Origin of the sequence: Parapedobacter tibetensis, from assembly GCF_024704835.1 — a bacterium.
Lineage (GTDB): Bacteria > Bacteroidota > Bacteroidia > Sphingobacteriales > Sphingobacteriaceae > Parapedobacter > Parapedobacter tibetensis.
On the sequence record NZ_JAMXBE010000010.1, the window covers coordinates 161,984 to 178,528 of the forward strand.

Sequence of the window (16,545 nt, forward strand, 5' to 3'; positions counted from 1 at the left end):
TGTACCGTACAATTGGCCTTATATAAATCGTTGACATACCGATGAATAAACGGATTATACTCACTGCCTCTTTCTTTGGCCTTTCCGCTGTAATATTAGGTGCTTTCGGAGCACATGGTTTGGAAGACAAAATCAGCGAAGACCATTTGAAAACATGGGAAACCGCAGTGGACTACCAATTCTACCATACAGTGGCATTATTGTTTTTGGCCACCTTTTCGAGGGCGAAAAATTCATTTATCAAGCTCGCTTATGCTTCATTCACATTGGGAATATTGCTCTTTTCGGGATCGTTATATTTGTTAAGTACATACTCGCTTACCGATTTCGGCAAACCTGCCATCTTAGGACCCATTACCCCTATTGGCGGGGTGTGTTTCATTGTGGGCTGGTTGGGGTTATTCATTGCCACCATAAAGAGCAGGGGCTAAATTAATTTTTCCCGTACCGTTGGTTCATCCGCGCTCATATAAAGCATGGATTCACCAGTTTAATGATCTTTTATCCGACTATGCTTGAATTTACGGAAGGTAATGAGGATGTACGCGCCACGTTATTCGTGGAGGTGATACTGCCTTTGGCCATTTCCAAAACATATACGTATCGTGTTCCCAATGCATGGAATGACCAGGTAGCGATTGGCAAACGCGTCATCGTGCAATTTGGGAAGAACAAGGTCTATTCAGCCATCATCTACCGGGTGACGGACCAACCCCCGGGATTGTATGAAGCCAAGTATATCCTCGACGTATTGGATGATACACGCATTGTTGAAGATACCCAGCTCCAACTATGGGAATGGATTGCTACCTATTACCTATGTAGGTTGGGCGAAGTGATGCAGGCAGCCTTGCCCGCGGCCCTCAAACTGGCCAGCGAGACCAAAATCATTGCAGTGGATACGGGTCTTGTCGACCGGTCTGAATTGAATGACAAGGAGTATCTTATCTTGGATGCGCTGGATATTTCACCTGAGCTGAAAGTGAGCGATATCGTGAAGCTGCTGGGACAAAAAACGGTATTTCCCATTTTGAAGCGGCTTTTTGACAAGGGCTTGATCATGATTTCCGAGGAAGTTTCGGCAAAATATAAACCCCGAATGAAAGCGTTCATCAGGCTCCACGGTGAATATGCAGACAACACGGGGAAAAAGCTGCTGTTGGAGTCGCTCAGTAAAGCTCCGAAGCAGCAGGATGCGGTGCTGGCTTACCTCCAATTGGCGCGCTTGAACCCTGATGCGGCCAAATCGGACATCATGGAGGCGAGCAGTTGCAGTGCGGCCACGATAACGGCTTTGGTGGATAAAGGGGTATTTGTATTGGAAGAACGGGCCATTAGTCGGCTGGATGGTGAACCCATTGATGTGTCGGGGGATTTTACATTCAATGACGCCCAATCAAAGGCTTTTGGTGAAATAAAGAATAAATTCGAGGAAAAAGATGTGGTGTTGCTGCACGGTATCACCGCATCGGGCAAGACCCAACTGTATATCCGCCTCATTGAGGAGGCCGTGGCCAAAGGGAACAATGTGCTTTATCTCCTACCGGAAATCGCATTGACCGCGCAGATTACCGAGCGGCTGCGCTTGCATTTTGGCAATCAGCTGGGTGTTTACCATTCACGGTTCAATGACAATGAGCGGGCGGAGGTGTGGCATAAGGTACTCAACCATGAATACCAGGTGGTAATCGGGGCGCGATCGGCTGTTTTTCTGCCATTCCAATCTTTGGGGCTCATCATTGTTGACGAAGAGCACGAAACGTCTTATAAACAATTTGACCCTGCACCCCGCTACCATGCACGTGATACGGCTATCTACCTCGGCCATATCCATGGCGCCAAGGTGTTATTGGGTTCGGCCACACCCGCCGTGGAAAGTTATTACAATGCCCGTGCGGGCAAATATGGCCTAGTGGAATTGAACCAACGATACGGGGATGCTCAACTGCCCGAAATCACTACGGTGAGCATCGGCGAAGAAAGCCGGAAGGGAAACATGTTTTCATACTTCAGTGGCACGCTGCTGCAGGAGATAGAAAAGGCATTGGCCCAACAGCAACAGGTTATCCTCTTCCAGAATAGACGAGGGCATACGCCACTTCTGCAATGTAAGACCTGCGGTTATATTGCGAAATGCATCCATTGCGATGTGAGCCTTACCTACCATAAAAGCAGCGGCAAATTGCATTGCCATTATTGTGGATTTTCGGAGGAGCCCGTACCGGTATGCCCGGCATGCGGCTCTACCCATATCGAAAGCAAGGGGTTTGGTACCGAACGCGTGGAAGAGGAGCTTGAATCATTGCTTCCCAATGCCCGTATAGGTCGCCTTGATTTGGATTCAACACGGGGTAAGCACGGCTTTGACCGGGTGCTTAATGCGTTTGACGAGCACCGCTATGATATCCTGGTAGGCACCCAAATGGTGGCGAAAGGACTGGATTTTGGAAAAGTAAGCGTCATTGGCATCATCAACGCCGATGGGCTGATCAATTATCCGGACTTCAGGGCCTATGAAAGGGCCTTTTCGTTACTGGCCCAAGTGAGCGGAAGGGCGGGGAGGCGCAATAGCAGTGGGAAGGTGATCATCCAATCCTATGCACCGAGCCATCGTATTATCCAACAAGTGATGGAGAATGACTATGTAGGGATGTTTATGACGGAAGTGACCGAACGGAAGAATTATGCTTACCCACCCTTTTTCCGGTTATTCAAAATCGATGTGAAGCACAAAGAACAACAAACCGTCCATGATGCGGCACATCGCTTGGCTGTATTGCTGCGGGAGGGCTTGGGAAGCCGGGTGATTGGACCCGAAGTGCCGTTAGTGAGCCGTGTGCGTAACAATTACATCTACAGCATCATGCTCAAAGTGGAACGCATGGGTACGAGCATGGCCAAGGTGAAGGAACTGATAAAAAGTACGCTATTGAATTTTGAAGCCAATAAAGCCAACAAGGGGGTTCGTCTGCAGATTGATGTAGATCCTTACTGATTGACGAGGCTAAAATTGTATTGGAGGGTGATGGCGGCTACCGGAGCGAAGAAGTATTCAAATCGGTAACGTTTTGTTTGATCAGGTATGGTGCTGTATGTTTGTTTCTCACCCTCATCTTTTGGTAGCGGTGCATATAAATTAGACTTTTGGTAAGTGTAGGCGATGTTGAAATTGGCTTCAGCGCTTAGCGCCACCCGAGGTGTAAGGTACAATTTGAATCCAACCAACGGTGATATCAACAGCGCATTTTTATTGTCCTGGGTTCTTGCAGTTATGGAGTCAGTGGTAATGGCATGATAGGTATGCCCGTCGAACTGTTGCACCATGAAGCCTATATCCGCACCGAAGTAAGGTTGGAACCTGGTGTAATTGATGCTCTTTTCGATACCCACTTTCACGGCTGTATTTTGCAGTTTTCCTTTGCCGGTAGCACACCCTTCACATTCGTTGGTAAACGAAACATCCTGATTAAAATAAGCGGCCTGCAACCGGTATCCGATTTGATTGTCGTTTATCTTGAAGAGAATCCCATTGAGGTATGACGTATGGAAAGCTTGTCCATAGGGTTCGTTGAGGATTTGCGGGAATTGTTCGTAGCTGTAAGCCCTAATGGCGATGGTGTACCAGTAATCCGTATTGAAATTATAGTTCTTTTTCTTCGGGATGATAGGGTCGAGATAGTTGACCGTATCAATTTTCGTCACTTGGGCCGATGCATAACCGACTAGATTGCAAAGCATAACAAGTAAAAGTATATACCTCATCCGTGATAGCGTTTATACCGTGCGAAAATAGTAAATAAAATTGTATATCGAGCGTGTGGTTGGAAATAGGTAAGGGTATCGCAGTTAGCCATTAGCTGATAGCCAACAGCCGACAGCTGATAATCGATAGCTAATACCCGATAACCGAATCATCAATCTAAAATCTTATTTTTGGGGCGTAATGGCATATAAGTTTATTGACAATTATCGGGAACGGGGCGCACGGAAGCAATTGGTGGAACTCTTGAAGCGAAGAGGAATAGCCGACAAGAAGGTGCTAGAAGCCATCGGCAAGGTGCCCCGGCATTATTTTTTTGACGAAACCTTTTGGAACCAAGCCTATAAAGATATTGCCTTTCCCATTGGGGGGGGGCAAACGATTTCTCAACCCTATACCGTGGCCTACCAAACTGAATTGCTGCACATTAAACCAGGCGATAAAGTGCTGGAGATTGGCACGGGGTCTGGCTACCAAACCTGCATCTTAATGGAACTGCGTGCCGACGTATATACCATAGAACGGCAACAGAGCCTCTATGACCGCACCATCCAAGTATTGCCCTATATGGGGTACAAACCACATTTTTTCCTTGGCGATGGCTCCAAGGGAATCCCCGCGCACGCACCTTATGACAAGATATTGGTGACTGCCGGAGCGCCCTTTGTACCTGAAATCATGCTGAAGCAGCTTCGCATCGGAGGGGTGTTGGTCATTCCGGTGGGAAGTGAAAAAGAACAGAAAATGGTAACCATCATCCGAGCGGGGGAGCACGACTATGACCGGATTGAGCTGGACACATTCCGGTTTGTACCCTTAGTGGGCGACCAAGCATGGTAGTGTCATTAATAATCATCAAATCAGCAAATGAACAGTTTTGATATATACCGAAGGAACATAACGGATACAAATAAGGCGCTGGCTTCCTTGCGCAAATCGATAAACAGCAATTCCTTTTTGCGTCTTGGGGTCATCATCGGCGGCGGTGCTGCACTGTTTATGGGTGTGCAGTCGGAGAAAGTATGGCTGGTATTAGTGCTATTTTTTGCAGTGATTTTGCTTTTTTCGGGGCTGGTGTGGCGACAAAGCAAGCTGGAAGCAAAGAAGGCTGTACTGCTTGATTTTTTGGCAGTCAACCAAAACGAGATCGACATCGTTGATGGCAAGCCAAACCGTTATCCCAACGGGGAATCTTTCAGGGATGGCGGCCATCCCTATAGTGAAGATTTGGATGTATTTGGCGTATCTTCATTATTTGCTTTAGTCAACCGCAGCGCTACGGTGCAGGCCAACCGACTACTGGCAACTTGGTTGATGGCTCCGGCAGATGCCACAACCATCGCGATGAGGCAGCAAGCGGTCAAGGAGTTGGCCGATGATGCGGGCTGGTGCCAGCAGTTCCAGGCCAAGCTGTGGTTCAATTTGGAGAAACACGAGGATTTCAGGCAGCAGTTTGCGCGCTATCTAAATGACCGTAATCTCACGTTTGGCAACACGCTCCTGCGCATGTATGTGAAGGTGGTGCCCTGGTTGATGGGGGGGCTAGTAGGGCTAGCTTTTTTTGTGCCCACGTGCTCAAGTATAGCTATTTTTTTGGCCATGATACATGTATTGGCTGCCGTAAGGTATGGGGGTGAGGTAGGTCGCATCGCTGGTAAAATGGATAAAACCGGACAATTATTGGGGGCTTTTGCGGAGTCGTTCAAACTGGTTGAAAGCCGGAAATGGGAGAGCCAGTTAGGTATGAAATTGTTTTTGTCCTTACGTTCCGAAAATGGCACCAAACCGATTTCGACTGTTTTCAAGGAATTGGCTACGCTGATTGACCGGCTAGACTACCGGCTGAATATGTTGGTTGGCGCCGTCCTCAATATGGTGGCGTTGTGGGATTTCAGGCAGGTATTTGCCATCCTCGACTGGCGTGCCAAATACGGTGTAGATATCCTGAAAGCCTTTGATGTGGTCGCGGAGATCGAAGCACTGGGCAGCTTGGCCGCATTAAGCCGAAACCACCCACAGTGGGCATTCCCTGAGGTGATCAGCGCTACAGCACCTTTTGTGGAGGCCTCTGTACTTTCCCATCCGCTCATTCCGGCCGATAAATCGGTGCCTAATGACTATCAGATGGAAAACCACCGCGTAGCGCTTATTACAGGCTCCAATATGGCGGGTAAGAGCACATTCCTACGGACGGTGGGGAGTAATGCCGTGTTGGCTTTTTGCGGTGCACCCGTGCATGGGGAGCATATGCGAGTAGCGACGTTCCACTTGGTCACTTATATGCGGATCAAGGATTCGCTGAATGAAAGCACGTCTACCTTTAAGGCCGAGCTCGACCGGATACACATGATTCTTCAAACCGTGAAAAGCCAACCGAATACGTTTTTCCTTATCGATGAAATGCTGCGGGGAACGAATTCAATGGATAAATATTTGGGTTCCAAAGCGATTATCAAGCAATTGGTTGCCGATGGTGGGGTAGGTATGGTGGCTACGCACGACTTGCAACTGGCTAAACTCGCCGATGAACACCCCGGCATTATAGCCAATTTCCATTTCGATATTCAGGTACGGGATGATGAGATGGTCTTTGACTATAAACTCAAACCCGGTGAGTGTACCATTTTCAATGCTTCCCTATTGCTTAAAAACATCGGCATACATGTGAATGGTTGATCAATGAGTTTTCATCACCCTTGCCAACTCGCGTTTGGTGTCACGCTCCTTAATGGAATCCCGTTTATCAAAATCTTTTTTGCCTTGCGCCAATGCGATTTCCACCTTAGCAAACCCCCTTTTGCTGATGAAGATGCGCAGCGGGATGATGGTGAAGCCACGTTCCTCGCCCTTGGTTTTCAATTTCTTGATTTCCTTTTTGTTGAGCAGGAGCTGGCGGTCGCGCTTGGCTTCATGGTTATAGAATGAGCCGTGGGAATATTCGGCGATGTGCATATTGCGGATATAGAGGCCATCATCGAAAAACGCACAAAAGGAATCGTTGATATTGACCTTGCTCTCCCGGATGGATTTGATTTCCGTGCCGAGAAGTCGAATACCAGCCACATAAGTGTCCAGGATATGGTATTCGAAGTGTGCTTTTTTGTTTTTAATATTGATAGCTGAAGATAATGCCATGTTAAGTATTGTTTATTTGCTTATTCGTTTATTCGCTGTTCACTTATTCGTTTATTATTGATTCCCTGTTTGTTTTTAAAGGCATCAATGAACCCTCCTGCGTCGGGTTTTGCCTATTTGCGAATGGCGAACAGCGAATCTGCGTATAAATTATAAAAGTTTACAATAGATGTTTTGTGCTACTTTGTCCGAAATGTTGATTTTAGTGCCATCTACNCTATTTGCGAATGGCGAACAGCGAATCTGCGTATAAATTATAAAAGTTTACAATAGATGTTTTGTGCTACTTTGTCCGAAATGTTGATTTTAGTGCCATCTACTTCCAATGCCATGGAATGGTCAAACGCATATTTCTGAAGTACTTTTGTTTGACTATGGATACCGATGCCCATTTGGCTCACGTATTGCAAGAATGACGGGCTATTATCTTTCACGGCGATGATGGTATAGTGCTTACCTTCACTGGCCTCGGCCAATGTGAGGCGCGCTTCATTGATATAGTCTCCATCAGCGGTTGGGATAGCATCGCCATGTGGGTCAAACTGCGGGTAACCCAGGAATTTGTCGAGCTGTTCCACCAATTTTTCGGATTTGATATGCTCCAGCTGTTCGGCAATATCATGCACTTCGTCCCAGCTGAATCCCAACTTGTCAAACAGGAACGTTTCCCAAAGCCGGTGCTTGCGGACGATAGCAATGGCTAGGTCGCGCCCCGTATCTGTAAGCGATATCTTCCCGTATTTTTCGTAGTTGACGAGCTGTTTTTCCTTTAGCTTCTTAAGCATGTCGGTAGCCGTAGCCGGACGCACATTGAGTTTGCCCGCCAATTGGTTGGTGCCCGCTTCACCAGCACTGTCCTGTTCGACAGTGATACGGAGTAAGGCTTTCAAGTAATTTTCCTCGGTATCGGATAACATAAGGGCAAAGGTAGGTAAATTGTCAGGAATAGCGCTGCGTTCAATAGCTTGAAAAACGATTGGCAAAAATATTTCTTGTTTGTCCGAAAATATAATATCTTACAAATCTTATCGATGCGGCGTATTGGTTACCTTATGACAATCAGACCATACCATAAAAATGACTGGAGCGTTATACTCGACATTTTCAGTAGGGCCAAACCGGATGAATTTGCCGGATCTATCCACCAAAAGGACATTATTCCTTTGGATAAAGATGATGGACTCCTGAATTTGTTTGAAAACAGCCACTTGTATGTTGCTGTCGATGAGAACGGGGTTTTGGGCTTCATCGGATATCAGCGAGATCTGATTTCATTTCTATTTATTGATCCGAATTTCTACAGGCATGGAATTGCGACAAGATTATTGGAATTTGTCCTTTCCATTATCGGCGATCGTGCGTGGTTGCTTGTGGTGAAAACAAATTCACCAGCTTTTGCCTTGTATGTAAAACATGGATTCAGAGTCGCTGAGGAATTTGAAGGGAAGTATAACGAGCGGATTAACGTTGCTGTATTGAGAATGGCAATAAAGCCTGAATTAAAATCGTGGATATAAAATACGGTTATGTAAAGGGCACTGAATTATACATCCAGCGCCCCACTATATCACGATAAAATTAGCTACTAGGCACGTACACCCAATTCCTCAGCCATGGCCTTGCCGATTTCGGCGGGCGACTCCACTACGCATATTCCGCATTCACGCATGATTTTCATCTTGGCGGCAGCGGTGTCATCCGCACCACCCACGATAGCTCCCGCGTGGCCCATGCGGCGTCCCGGAGGCGCTGTTTGCCCGGCAATGAACCCCACTACAGGTTTGGTGCCATATTCCTTGATCCAATGTGCGGCTTCGGCTTCCATGCCACCGCCGATTTCACCGATAACGATGATACCTTCGGTTTCGGGGTCATTCATCAATAGTTCTACGGCCTCCTTGGTGGTGGTGCCGATGATGGGATCACCACCGATACCGATGGCCGTGGTAATGCCCAATCCGGCTTTCACCGTTTGGTCCACCGCCTCATAGGTAAGGGTGCCTGATTTGGATACGATGCCCACGTTGCCTTTCTTGAAAATGAAACCGGGCATGATGCCGATTTTCGTTTCATCGGCGGTGATGATACCGGGGCAGTTTGGCCCGATCAGCGTTGAGCGCTTATCACTCAGGTATGATTTTACCTGGATCATATCTTTGGTAGGGATACCTTCGGTAATGCACACAATCACCCCGATGCCGGAGGCAGCAGCTTCCATGATGGCATCTGCGGCAAATGCCGGAGGAACGAAAATGATGGAGACATTGGCCCCGGTTTTATCCACAGCTTCTTGCACCGTGTTGAACACAGGCCGTTCCAAATGTGTTTGGCCACCCTTGCCGGGTGTTACGCCGCCCACCAAATTGGTGCCGTATTCAATCATTTGCGAAGCATGGTAAGTGCCTTCGTTGCCTGTAAAGCCCTGTACGATGACTTTTGAATCCTTATTTACTAATACGCTCATTGTTCTGTTTTTTGCACCGCAAACTTAGCTAAAATTGCTTTTTTTCCCAAATGTTAATTTGCATAGGGTTCAAGTTGGCTTCACCGGTATAAGCACGTTCATGGAAACGGTATTATAAAAGCAATTTAGCGGTTTTTTGAGATGAGATGTGGAAATGTTTGGAAGAGATAATGTGGTATTTATTGCGAATCTCTCATTGGAGGTGGAGTTTGTGGTAGCAATCCCATAATACAATGCCGATGGATACCGCAATATTAAGGGAGTGCTTGGTACCCGATTGCGGGATTTCAATGCAGGAATCGACGGCAAGCATCACCTCATCCGATACGCCATGAACCTCATTGCCGAATACCAAGGCATATTTTTCCGGATATACCGGAGCGAATTGATGGAGGGGGATGCTGCCTTCGGCTTGTTCAATAGCGATGATATGGTAACCTTCTTCACGGAGTTGCTGGATGGCCTGCGCCGTTTCGGCTACATGGTTCCACTCCACAGATTGGGTGGCACCAAGGGCGGTTTTTTCAATCTCACGATGGGGTGGGGTGCCCGTAATGCCACACAGCGCAATCCGCTCCAATGCAAACGCATCAGCGGTGCGGAACGCCGAACCTACATTGTGCAGGCTACGGACATTATCGAGTACGAGTACGACCGGAAGTTTGGCCTGTGCCTTGAATGCTTCGATGGATGGCCGCTGCAATTGGCCCATGGAGCGTTTTATATGCATATGATTTGACTTTTATTGGCGATATGCCGCAAAGATAGGAAAGAAGTTGGGAAGCCCCAGACCTGTATTCTTTACTAGTATATGAAATTTTGAGATAATTGTTTTGAATATTGAAAATAAGATGCTAAATTTGCAGTCCGAAAAACAAGGCAGGAATAAATTAGCTAGAATAAATGGCAAATCATAAATCAGCACTTAAAAGAATCAGGTCAAACGCCACAAAGCGTCTCAGGAATCGCTATCAGGCAAAGACGACCCGTAATGCAATCAAGAAATTAAGGAACACCACTTCTGCGGAAGATGCGAAAACATTGTTACCGCGGGTGATTTCAATGCTTGACCGCTTGGCCAAGAAAAATGTTATCCACAAGAACAAAGCTTCCAACAACAAGTCGAAGTTGACGAAACTTGTGAATAGCTTGTCATAATAGTACAGGTATAAAAAATATAGAGGCCGCTCTGGATATCCAGAGCGGCTTTTTTTAGTTGATGTGCGCTTAGCGTTTTTCCGATTTCAATCTTTCCAGCACCTGCTGGAGTTTGCCTTGGTCTTGCATGTACGGTTCCAGATCCAGCAATTCCACTTTCCTGAAGTCGATGGGATGGCTTTCGCTTTGGAGGGAAATATATCCGCTTTTCAGCAATTTCCCGTCTTCTTTTACGGCAGGGTCGTGGTTGGACACGCCTCCGCCACCAATCTGGGGTTTGTAATAGGTAATCACGGTATCCCCTTCGAGGATGTGGTGCACCACGGAATCTGCCAGTACGAGGAATTCGGCAGTAACCCATTGGTCGCCATGGTAGGTCTTGGAACTGGAATTAATGCAATGGGGGGTGAATACTTCACCGTCGATTTCCATCACCACATTGGTGCCCGGTGTGCAGAGGTTGCTGGTCGTCCGCTCATTTGTACCATCTCCGCCAAGCAGTTGGCCTTCTATGGAGATGGGGAAATCCTGGTCTTTCAACATGGTTTTCGGATCCTGCCCATGGAGCATCGCGCCACTGTTGCGCCAAGCCCAACCTTCGCCACCCGGTACTTGTTCGCCTGTAAAGCGGTATTCCACACGTAGGAGATAGGCCGAATAGGGGGTGTTATAATGGATATGGCCATATTGCTTATCGAAATCCGTATACCCATCGTACCGTACTTTCATAAAGCCGTCTTCCACACGGAAGGTATTGGCATAGTTTTCACCCACTTCGTGTTTGGAGATTTTAACGGTCCAATCGTTGATGTCCTTTCCATTGAAGAGCTGTATCCATTCCAAGGTATCATTTTTTTCATTAGCCGAGTTTGTGCATGCACTTGCGGCTGCAGCCAATGTCGCTGCGAGAATGAGGGATGTTTTCATTAAGATATAATTATTCGTTCAACGCGTTGAAGATAATAATAAATTACTAAAGTCCTATAGGGTGTACGACAAAATGCATCAATCTGTTAAAAGGGTTCACGCAGAGACCACAAAGGCGCTCCACTTTCTCGCGAAGGCCGCTAAGGAATGGGATTGGTACACTTTGCCTTCCATTTACTTATCCCAAACCCCTCGGTGTTTGACATATTCGCTGGGTCTCACCCCCACAATCTTGGTGAACGTATTGCTGAATGTGGGTAAACTGCTGTATCCTACTTTGGTGGCCACTTCGTTGATACTGAGTTTTTCATCCAGTAGCAATTTCAAGCCTTTGAGCATCCTCAAAATCGTGAAATACTGGATGAAGGACATATTGAGTTCCTTTTGGAACAAGCGGGCTAGGGACCGTTCACTGATGCCGAAATGATCGGCCACATGCTTGACGCTAATGGTATTTGCGATGTGTTTATCCAGGTATTTGACGATTTTCTTGAGTCGGGGATCATCCGGGTAAGGCAAAGCCAAGGGCAGGGCCCCTCTGCTCAGTTCGGGTAATAGCATCTTAAATGCCTTGGCGATGCTATAGCGACTCTCTTCATCACGCTGGATGTTGCCGTTCCACCGGTTGGTAAACATCATCAATTCCATCAGCAAGTCATCCACCGGGTATATTCCTGTCCGGAAGAAAAACGCATCGTCACATGCGTATACCGGAAAATACAGGTTGCGCATGATTACCTCTGGTGAGCTGGGATGGATACTATGCCGTACCCCCGCGGGAATCCAAATGTAATGCCTTGCGGGCAGGAAATAAGATTGTTCTGGTGTATTGAGGTAGACGACCCCGCCTTCGGTGTAGAGGAATTGGCCTTTTTTGTGTTCGTGTTCAGGGATGAGTTTTTCCCCCATCATGGCATGGTGGCAATAGATGGTGTCCGGGTATCGGTCCACCTCGGTGAGGTAATACCTATTTACATATTTTTCCATTTAACGAGCTAATTCCAGCTGTTCAGTGCCACTTGATTGCGGTTCAATGGGCGAAAATAATCAGAAAATATGATTCTTTGTCTAAATTGGATAAATTTATGACGTAAGGTGATAAGCAGTAAAAGAATGTTTTTCCCTACTAAAACCGTTTGAAAATGCTTAACTACCGTTTGGAAAAAGCTTAGCATCGTACATCCATAACCATACGCCGTGGCGTTAAAACAAACCATACCTCCGCTTCCGCAGATACTGCTGCATCACGCCGCACAATATGAGCAGGATGAGAGGAAGGGCTACATTTAATAACTGCCAATAAAGCGATTCATCCTTGACCTTCACTTGGTTCAGCAAGCGGAGTTTCACCTCTTTGGCCCGCAGTTCAATGATGCCCGCATCATCGGTGAGGTAATCCATGGCATTCAGCAGGAACGATTTATTGCCATATTGTTGTTCGGTATACCGATCCCAACCTAGTGGATAAGGCGAGCCGTCCGTGGGATTTACCTGCCCTTTGAATACATCGCCGTCGGCAATAGCCAGCATCTTGGCGGGTTTGCCTTGCTCGGGCACTTGATCCGAAAGGGTTATCCCCGCAGGTATCGGACGATTGGCAAATACGGAGGGGAATTTGCCCGCTAATATTACTGCCACAGGGTATGGCTGGTTTTTGAATTCGGCCGGATTGGGCTCTTCTTCCACCAATTGTAAGGAAATGGTGGCGGGGATGTTGCGCAATCGGGAAAAAGGTGATGATTGAAGAATGATTTCCTTGGCTACGCCCGGAACAGCTACCGTATCGAGTGTGCCGGCAAATTCACTACGTATGCCATCAAGGTTTTTCAAGATGGGGTGATTGGTAGTAGGCACAAAGATGGGGTAAAAAAGCCATGGTGCCAGTTCAATTTGCGCTTGTCCGCCCATATGGCCCATGGTCAATGGGATTTGCGCGCAATTCATGTCGGCAATAAGGTTATAATTGAAGCGCAAGCCATAGGTAAATAACAAGTCATCGAGGTTGAGCGACCTGGCGACCACGGTTTGGTCACCGGTGGTGCGCAGACTATCCAACTCGGCATCCGATTGGTCGATAGCCCACAACATGCTACCCCCATTCATCACGAAATGGTTGATTTTATATTTTTCCGTTTCGGTGAAGGGGCGAGTCGGCTTGGCTACGATAAGCACTTTCAGTTGGTCCAATCCTTCAACCGTAATGCTGTTCAGATCCACAAACCCCACCTGATATCCATTCATCAAACTTTGGATGGCATCATGGAGTTGCAAATTGTTCAATTCGCCATGCCCTTCGGTAAACCCGACCAAGGGTTTGCCGCCCGATGCCACCTTGCGGAGCGCGGATACGAACGCATATTCCAAGTTCTGCACGGAATTGTTCAATGCCTGTTCATGAGAGGCTCCCGTGCGGTTTTGGAGGAGGGCTACCGGTATCTCCTCCTTGCCATAGGTGATGAGGGCTCCGGGGAAAACAAGCTGCTGGGTAAATCCGGTTTCCGTACGCACATTTAAGTTGGTAGGAGAAATGCCCCTATCGGCAAGCGCTTCCATATTTTGCTGCCGCTGCTCTGCATTGCCATCCATCGGGTTTATGAATGAGTAGGTTAACTTGCCACCCGAATAGGCTTTCAGGTCGCTCAATAAGTCGACAGTGGCCTTCCGTAGCCGGGTAAAGCCCGCTGGTAGCTTGCCCTCGAGGAATACAGTGACATGAACGCCTTGGGGGAGATTGCCCACGGTTTGCCTGGAAATGGGGGAGAAGGTAAATCGCTTTTCGGCGGTAAAATCGACACGGCCAAAATAGATGGAAGCAAAGATATTGGCAACCAAGATACCAGCCACCACCATCAGCCAGCGTACCAGCGTTTTCTTCCAAGGGTTCCGATTTTTGGTCAATAAGACATAAGAACTCCAGAGAAAGCACGCCGCGAGACTGAGGAAATAGATAAGATCTCGGCTATCCATCACTCCCCGGCTGATGGCTTCGTAGTGGGATTGAATACCCAAAGAGGAGACGGTATATTCGTAAGCGGAAAGAAGTGGCAATCCACTGAGGGCATCAAAGGCATAAAAAAATAAAAAACATAAAAAGACAGCGAGCAAAAACGCCACGATGGAGTTGTTGCTTAAAACCGATGCGAAAACCCCGATGGCGGTGAACGTGGCTCCCAAGAGTAAAAGACCGATGTAGGAACCGATAACGGCTCCTGTATCTATGTTGCCAACGGGCATGGCTAACTGGTATACAGTGTAATAATAGATCAAGGTGGGTGCGAGGGCCAGCACCACAATGCTGAAGCTGCCCAAGTACTTTCCAAAGAGCAAATCCCACATCCGGATAGGGCGGGTAAGCAACAGTTCCCAAGTACCTTCGGCTTTTTCGCCGGCGATGCTACGCATTGCAATGGCCGGTATCAAGAACATGAATAAGTAGGGGCTTAGCTGGAAGAAACTTTCCAGGGAAGCATAGCCATGGGTAGGGATGCTCGTATCTGGGAATACCCACAGTAATAAACCGGAGACCAACAGGAACAGGCCAACGGCTAGATATCCGGTCAGCGAGTTGAAATAAGCGGCAATTTCTCTTTTATAGATGCTTAGCAAATTGTTTGGTGTTATGCGGCATCGAAAATAGGAAAATATAGGTTGCAAAGCAAAAAAGCACGGGCTAGTTAGCCCGTGCTTTTTTGCTTTGTTTTTTTGAATCAGCTTATCGTTGGCCGGGTATGTAGATTTGGAAGCCTAAGCTAACACCAAGCCCAGTGTGCTTCTGCGATCCTTCAACCGACGCCTTTTTATAATTATAACCCGCCATGGCTTCTAATGCTACATTTTGAGTAATAAAATGAGCATAACCAATATTAGCTCCAACATCTAGCGTAGCACCATCACCAGGAGAACTACCTGCAATACCTATATTGCCGTGTGCGAAGAAGCGGCCGGAAGCACTAGAACCCTGGGGGAAATAATAACGAATAAAGGGAGAAATACCATATCCCCAAATGTCATCTCCATCTTTCACCGTACGAAAAGACAGGGAAGGCTGTAAACCCAAAGCTAATCCGTCCGTGATGAAATATCCAGCCGTAGGGGCAAGTCCTATTTTAAAAGTTTCGCCTTCAAAACTGTAACCTATATCGCCAATAGCGCCACCAACGATCCAATTACCCTTCTGGATTGGGGTCATCCCCACATCGGCCGTTGTCTGCGGCTTATTGATTTCTTGAGCATTTGCTAAAAAAGCACCTGTCAAGAAGAGTACTGAGAATAAAAATACGCTTTTCATGGTTTTCTGTTTTTAATGTTTCAAAATTAATATGGTTAAATGTCTTTAGGTTGTTAACATAAAACGTGCCATTTTGTTTAAAATAGGGTAAATTAGCTCCTATTTGTTAGCTGTGAGCCTAATGAATAGTTTTTCTAAGTTGTCTTCTGGATAGATGGTATGGAGCTTGCTTAATGCGAAATCCGCAATGATTTCACCCTGATTGATAATGACCACATCATCACAGATAGCCTCCACTTCTTGCATGATGTGGGTGGATAGCAATACCGTCTTTTCAAGGCTGAATTGCTTGATTAATGAACGGATGTCTTGCAATTGGTTGGGATCCAGCCCGGAGGTCGGTTCATCCAGGATAAGTACATCGGGATCATGCAGGATAGCTTGAGCCAAGCCAACGCGTTGGCGGTAGCCTTTGGACAACTGGTTAATTTTTTTGTGTTGCTCTGGATTTAGCCCCGTCAGCCTGATGACTTCATCTATTCGTGCGTTTTTGTGGCGTATGCCATGCATCCCTGCCATAAAATCCAGCGCTTCACGCACGTACATATCGGTGTTGAGCGGATTGTTTTCTGGTAGATAGCCGATGTGCCGACGTGCCGCAAGGCTATCCTGCTGGATGTCGAAGCCACATACAACACTTTGGCCCGAAGAAGGCGATAGGCTGCCGGAAAGGATTTTCATCGTGGTGGACTTCCCCGCGCCGTTGGGTCCAAGGAAACCCAATATCCTGCCGGGGCTGGCCTTGAAAGAAATGCCCTTCAGGGCAAGCTGATGGCCGTAAGATTTGCTAAGATTGGTTACATGGATCGACAT

At 47.2% G+C, this 16,545-nt stretch carries 16 protein-coding genes; 6 read left to right on the forward strand and 10 right to left on the reverse strand.

Annotated elements, in window-relative coordinates; translation table 11 throughout:
• The first annotated feature begins 41 nt into the window (after positions 1-41).
• Both NF543_RS16485 and priA read left to right on the forward strand, forming a co-directional pair.
• Complete coding sequence (locus NF543_RS16485; protein WP_257669276.1) at positions 42-431, forward strand: DUF423 domain-containing protein; 390 nt, start codon at positions 42-44, stop codon at positions 429-431.
• An 80-nt stretch (positions 432-511) separates the two neighbouring features.
• Positions 512-2,995, forward strand: a complete 2,484-nt coding sequence (priA, locus tag NF543_RS16490) for a replication restart helicase PriA (RefSeq protein ID WP_257669277.1) — start codon at positions 512-514, stop codon at positions 2,993-2,995.
• Here priA and NF543_RS16495 read toward each other — a convergent pair.
• Positions 2,989-3,762 carry a hypothetical protein gene (locus NF543_RS16495; protein ID WP_257669278.1) on the reverse strand — a complete coding sequence of 258 codons (774 nt, stop codon included), beginning with the start codon at positions 3,760-3,762 and terminating at the stop codon, positions 2,989-2,991. The two genes, priA and NF543_RS16495, sit on opposite strands and share 7 nt — an antisense overlap.
• A 181-nt stretch (positions 3,763-3,943) precedes the next feature.
• Between NF543_RS16495 and NF543_RS16500 the strand changes: the two genes are divergently transcribed.
• Positions 3,944-4,600, forward strand: coding sequence for a protein-L-isoaspartate(D-aspartate) O-methyltransferase (locus tag NF543_RS16500; RefSeq protein ID WP_257669279.1), 657 nt, complete (start codon positions 3,944-3,946; stop codon positions 4,598-4,600).
• A gap of 27 nt (positions 4,601-4,627) precedes the next feature.
• Entirely contained in the window at positions 4,628-6,436 is a 1,809-nt protein-coding gene (locus NF543_RS16505) for a MutS-related protein (protein ID WP_257669280.1), read from the forward strand.
• Here NF543_RS16505 and smpB read toward each other — a convergent pair whose 3' ends face one another.
• Positions 6,437-6,895, reverse strand: a complete 459-nt coding sequence (gene smpB / locus NF543_RS16510; protein ID WP_257669281.1) for an SsrA-binding protein SmpB — start codon at positions 6,893-6,895, stop codon at positions 6,437-6,439. It abuts the gene before it with no gap.
• A 254-nt stretch (positions 6,896-7,149) separates the two neighbouring features.
• Positions 7,150-7,878, reverse strand: coding sequence for a metal-dependent transcriptional regulator (locus NF543_RS16515; RefSeq protein WP_257669282.1), 729 nt, complete (start codon positions 7,876-7,878; stop codon positions 7,150-7,152).
• Positions 7,879-7,947: 69 nt separating this feature from the next.
• Here NF543_RS16515 and NF543_RS16520 point away from each other — a divergent pair, with 69 nt between their 5' ends.
• Positions 7,948-8,412, forward strand: coding sequence for a GNAT family N-acetyltransferase (locus tag NF543_RS16520; protein ID WP_257669283.1), 465 nt, complete (start codon positions 7,948-7,950; stop codon positions 8,410-8,412).
• Between the two features lie 68 nt (positions 8,413-8,480).
• On the opposite strand, the gene sucD is transcribed toward NF543_RS16520, so the two are convergent.
• Positions 8,481-9,359 carry a succinate--CoA ligase subunit alpha gene (gene sucD, locus NF543_RS16525; RefSeq protein ID WP_257669284.1) on the reverse strand — a complete coding sequence of 293 codons (879 nt, stop codon included), beginning with the start codon at positions 9,357-9,359 and terminating at the stop codon, positions 8,481-8,483.
• A gap of 193 nt (positions 9,360-9,552) precedes the next feature.
• Positions 9,553-10,089 (reverse strand): RNA methyltransferase, encoded by a 537-nt coding sequence (locus tag NF543_RS16530; RefSeq protein ID WP_257669285.1) that lies wholly within the window; start codon positions 10,087-10,089, stop codon positions 9,553-9,555.
• Between the two features lie 173 nt (positions 10,090-10,262).
• On the opposite strand from NF543_RS16530, the gene rpsT reads away from it, so the two are divergent.
• A complete protein-coding gene (gene rpsT / locus NF543_RS16535) occupies positions 10,263-10,517 on the forward strand; it encodes a 30S ribosomal protein S20 (RefSeq protein WP_257669286.1) in 255 nt (84 codons plus the stop codon).
• 69 nt (positions 10,518-10,586) lie between these two features.
• Here the strand turns inward: rpsT and NF543_RS16540 are convergent, their stop codons facing one another.
• From NF543_RS16540 to NF543_RS16560, 5 genes are all read right to left on the reverse strand, one after another.
• Positions 10,587-11,444 (reverse strand): 3-keto-disaccharide hydrolase, encoded by an 858-nt coding sequence (locus tag NF543_RS16540; protein ID WP_257669287.1) that lies wholly within the window; start codon positions 11,442-11,444, stop codon positions 10,587-10,589.
• Between the two features lie 174 nt (positions 11,445-11,618).
• Complete coding sequence (locus tag NF543_RS16545) at positions 11,619-12,431, reverse strand: helix-turn-helix transcriptional regulator (protein WP_257669288.1); 813 nt, start codon at positions 12,429-12,431, stop codon at positions 11,619-11,621.
• A 216-nt stretch (positions 12,432-12,647) separates the two neighbouring features.
• Entirely contained in the window at positions 12,648-15,050 is a 2,403-nt protein-coding gene (gldG, locus tag NF543_RS16550) for a gliding motility-associated ABC transporter substrate-binding protein GldG (protein WP_257669289.1), read from the reverse strand.
• A 106-nt stretch (positions 15,051-15,156) separates the two neighbouring features.
• Positions 15,157-15,732 (reverse strand): hypothetical protein, encoded by a 576-nt coding sequence (locus NF543_RS16555; protein ID WP_257669290.1) that lies wholly within the window; start codon positions 15,730-15,732, stop codon positions 15,157-15,159.
• Between the two features lie 99 nt (positions 15,733-15,831).
• The gene (locus NF543_RS16560; RefSeq protein WP_257669291.1) at positions 15,832-16,545 is read right to left on the reverse strand and encodes an ATP-binding cassette domain-containing protein; all 714 of its coding nucleotides are present in this window, start codon (positions 16,543-16,545) and stop codon (positions 15,832-15,834) included.

Bases quoted from the DNA above. Each gene is read 5' to 3' on its own strand.
- NF543_RS16555 (WP_257669290.1), bottom strand. From the start codon at position 15,732: ATGAAAAGCGTATTTTTATTCTCAGTACTCTTCTTGACAGGTGCTTTT.
- NF543_RS16540 (WP_257669287.1), bottom strand. From the start codon at position 11,444: ATGAAAACATCCCTCATTCTCGCAGCGACATTGGCTGCAGCCGCAAGT.
- NF543_RS16560 (WP_257669291.1), bottom strand. From the start codon at position 16,545: ATGTCGATCCATGTAACCAATCTTAGCAAATCTTACGGCCATCAGCTT.
- NF543_RS16520 (WP_257669283.1), top strand. From the start codon at position 7,948: ATGACAATCAGACCATACCATAAAAATGACTGGAGCGTTATACTCGAC.
- sucD (WP_257669284.1), bottom strand. From the start codon at position 9,359: ATGAGCGTATTAGTAAATAAGGATTCAAAAGTCATCGTACAGGGCTTT.
- NF543_RS16545 (WP_257669288.1), bottom strand. From the start codon at position 12,431: ATGGAAAAATATGTAAATAGGTATTACCTCACCGAGGTGGACCGATAC.
- priA (WP_257669277.1), top strand. From the start codon at position 512: ATGCTTGAATTTACGGAAGGTAATGAGGATGTACGCGCCACGTTATTC.
- rpsT (WP_257669286.1), top strand. From the start codon at position 10,263: ATGGCAAATCATAAATCAGCACTTAAAAGAATCAGGTCAAACGCCACA.
- NF543_RS16495 (WP_257669278.1), bottom strand. From the start codon at position 3,762: ATGAGGTATATACTTTTACTTGTTATGCTTTGCAATCTAGTCGGTTAT.
- NF543_RS16530 (WP_257669285.1), bottom strand. From the start codon at position 10,089: ATGCATATAAAACGCTCCATGGGCCAATTGCAGCGGCCATCCATCGAA.
- NF543_RS16500 (WP_257669279.1), top strand. From the start codon at position 3,944: ATGGCATATAAGTTTATTGACAATTATCGGGAACGGGGCGCACGGAAG.
- NF543_RS16485 (WP_257669276.1), top strand. From the start codon at position 42: ATGAATAAACGGATTATACTCACTGCCTCTTTCTTTGGCCTTTCCGCT.
- NF543_RS16505 (WP_257669280.1), top strand. From the start codon at position 4,628: ATGAACAGTTTTGATATATACCGAAGGAACATAACGGATACAAATAAG.
- smpB (WP_257669281.1), bottom strand. From the start codon at position 6,895: ATGGCATTATCTTCAGCTATCAATATTAAAAACAAAAAAGCACACTTC.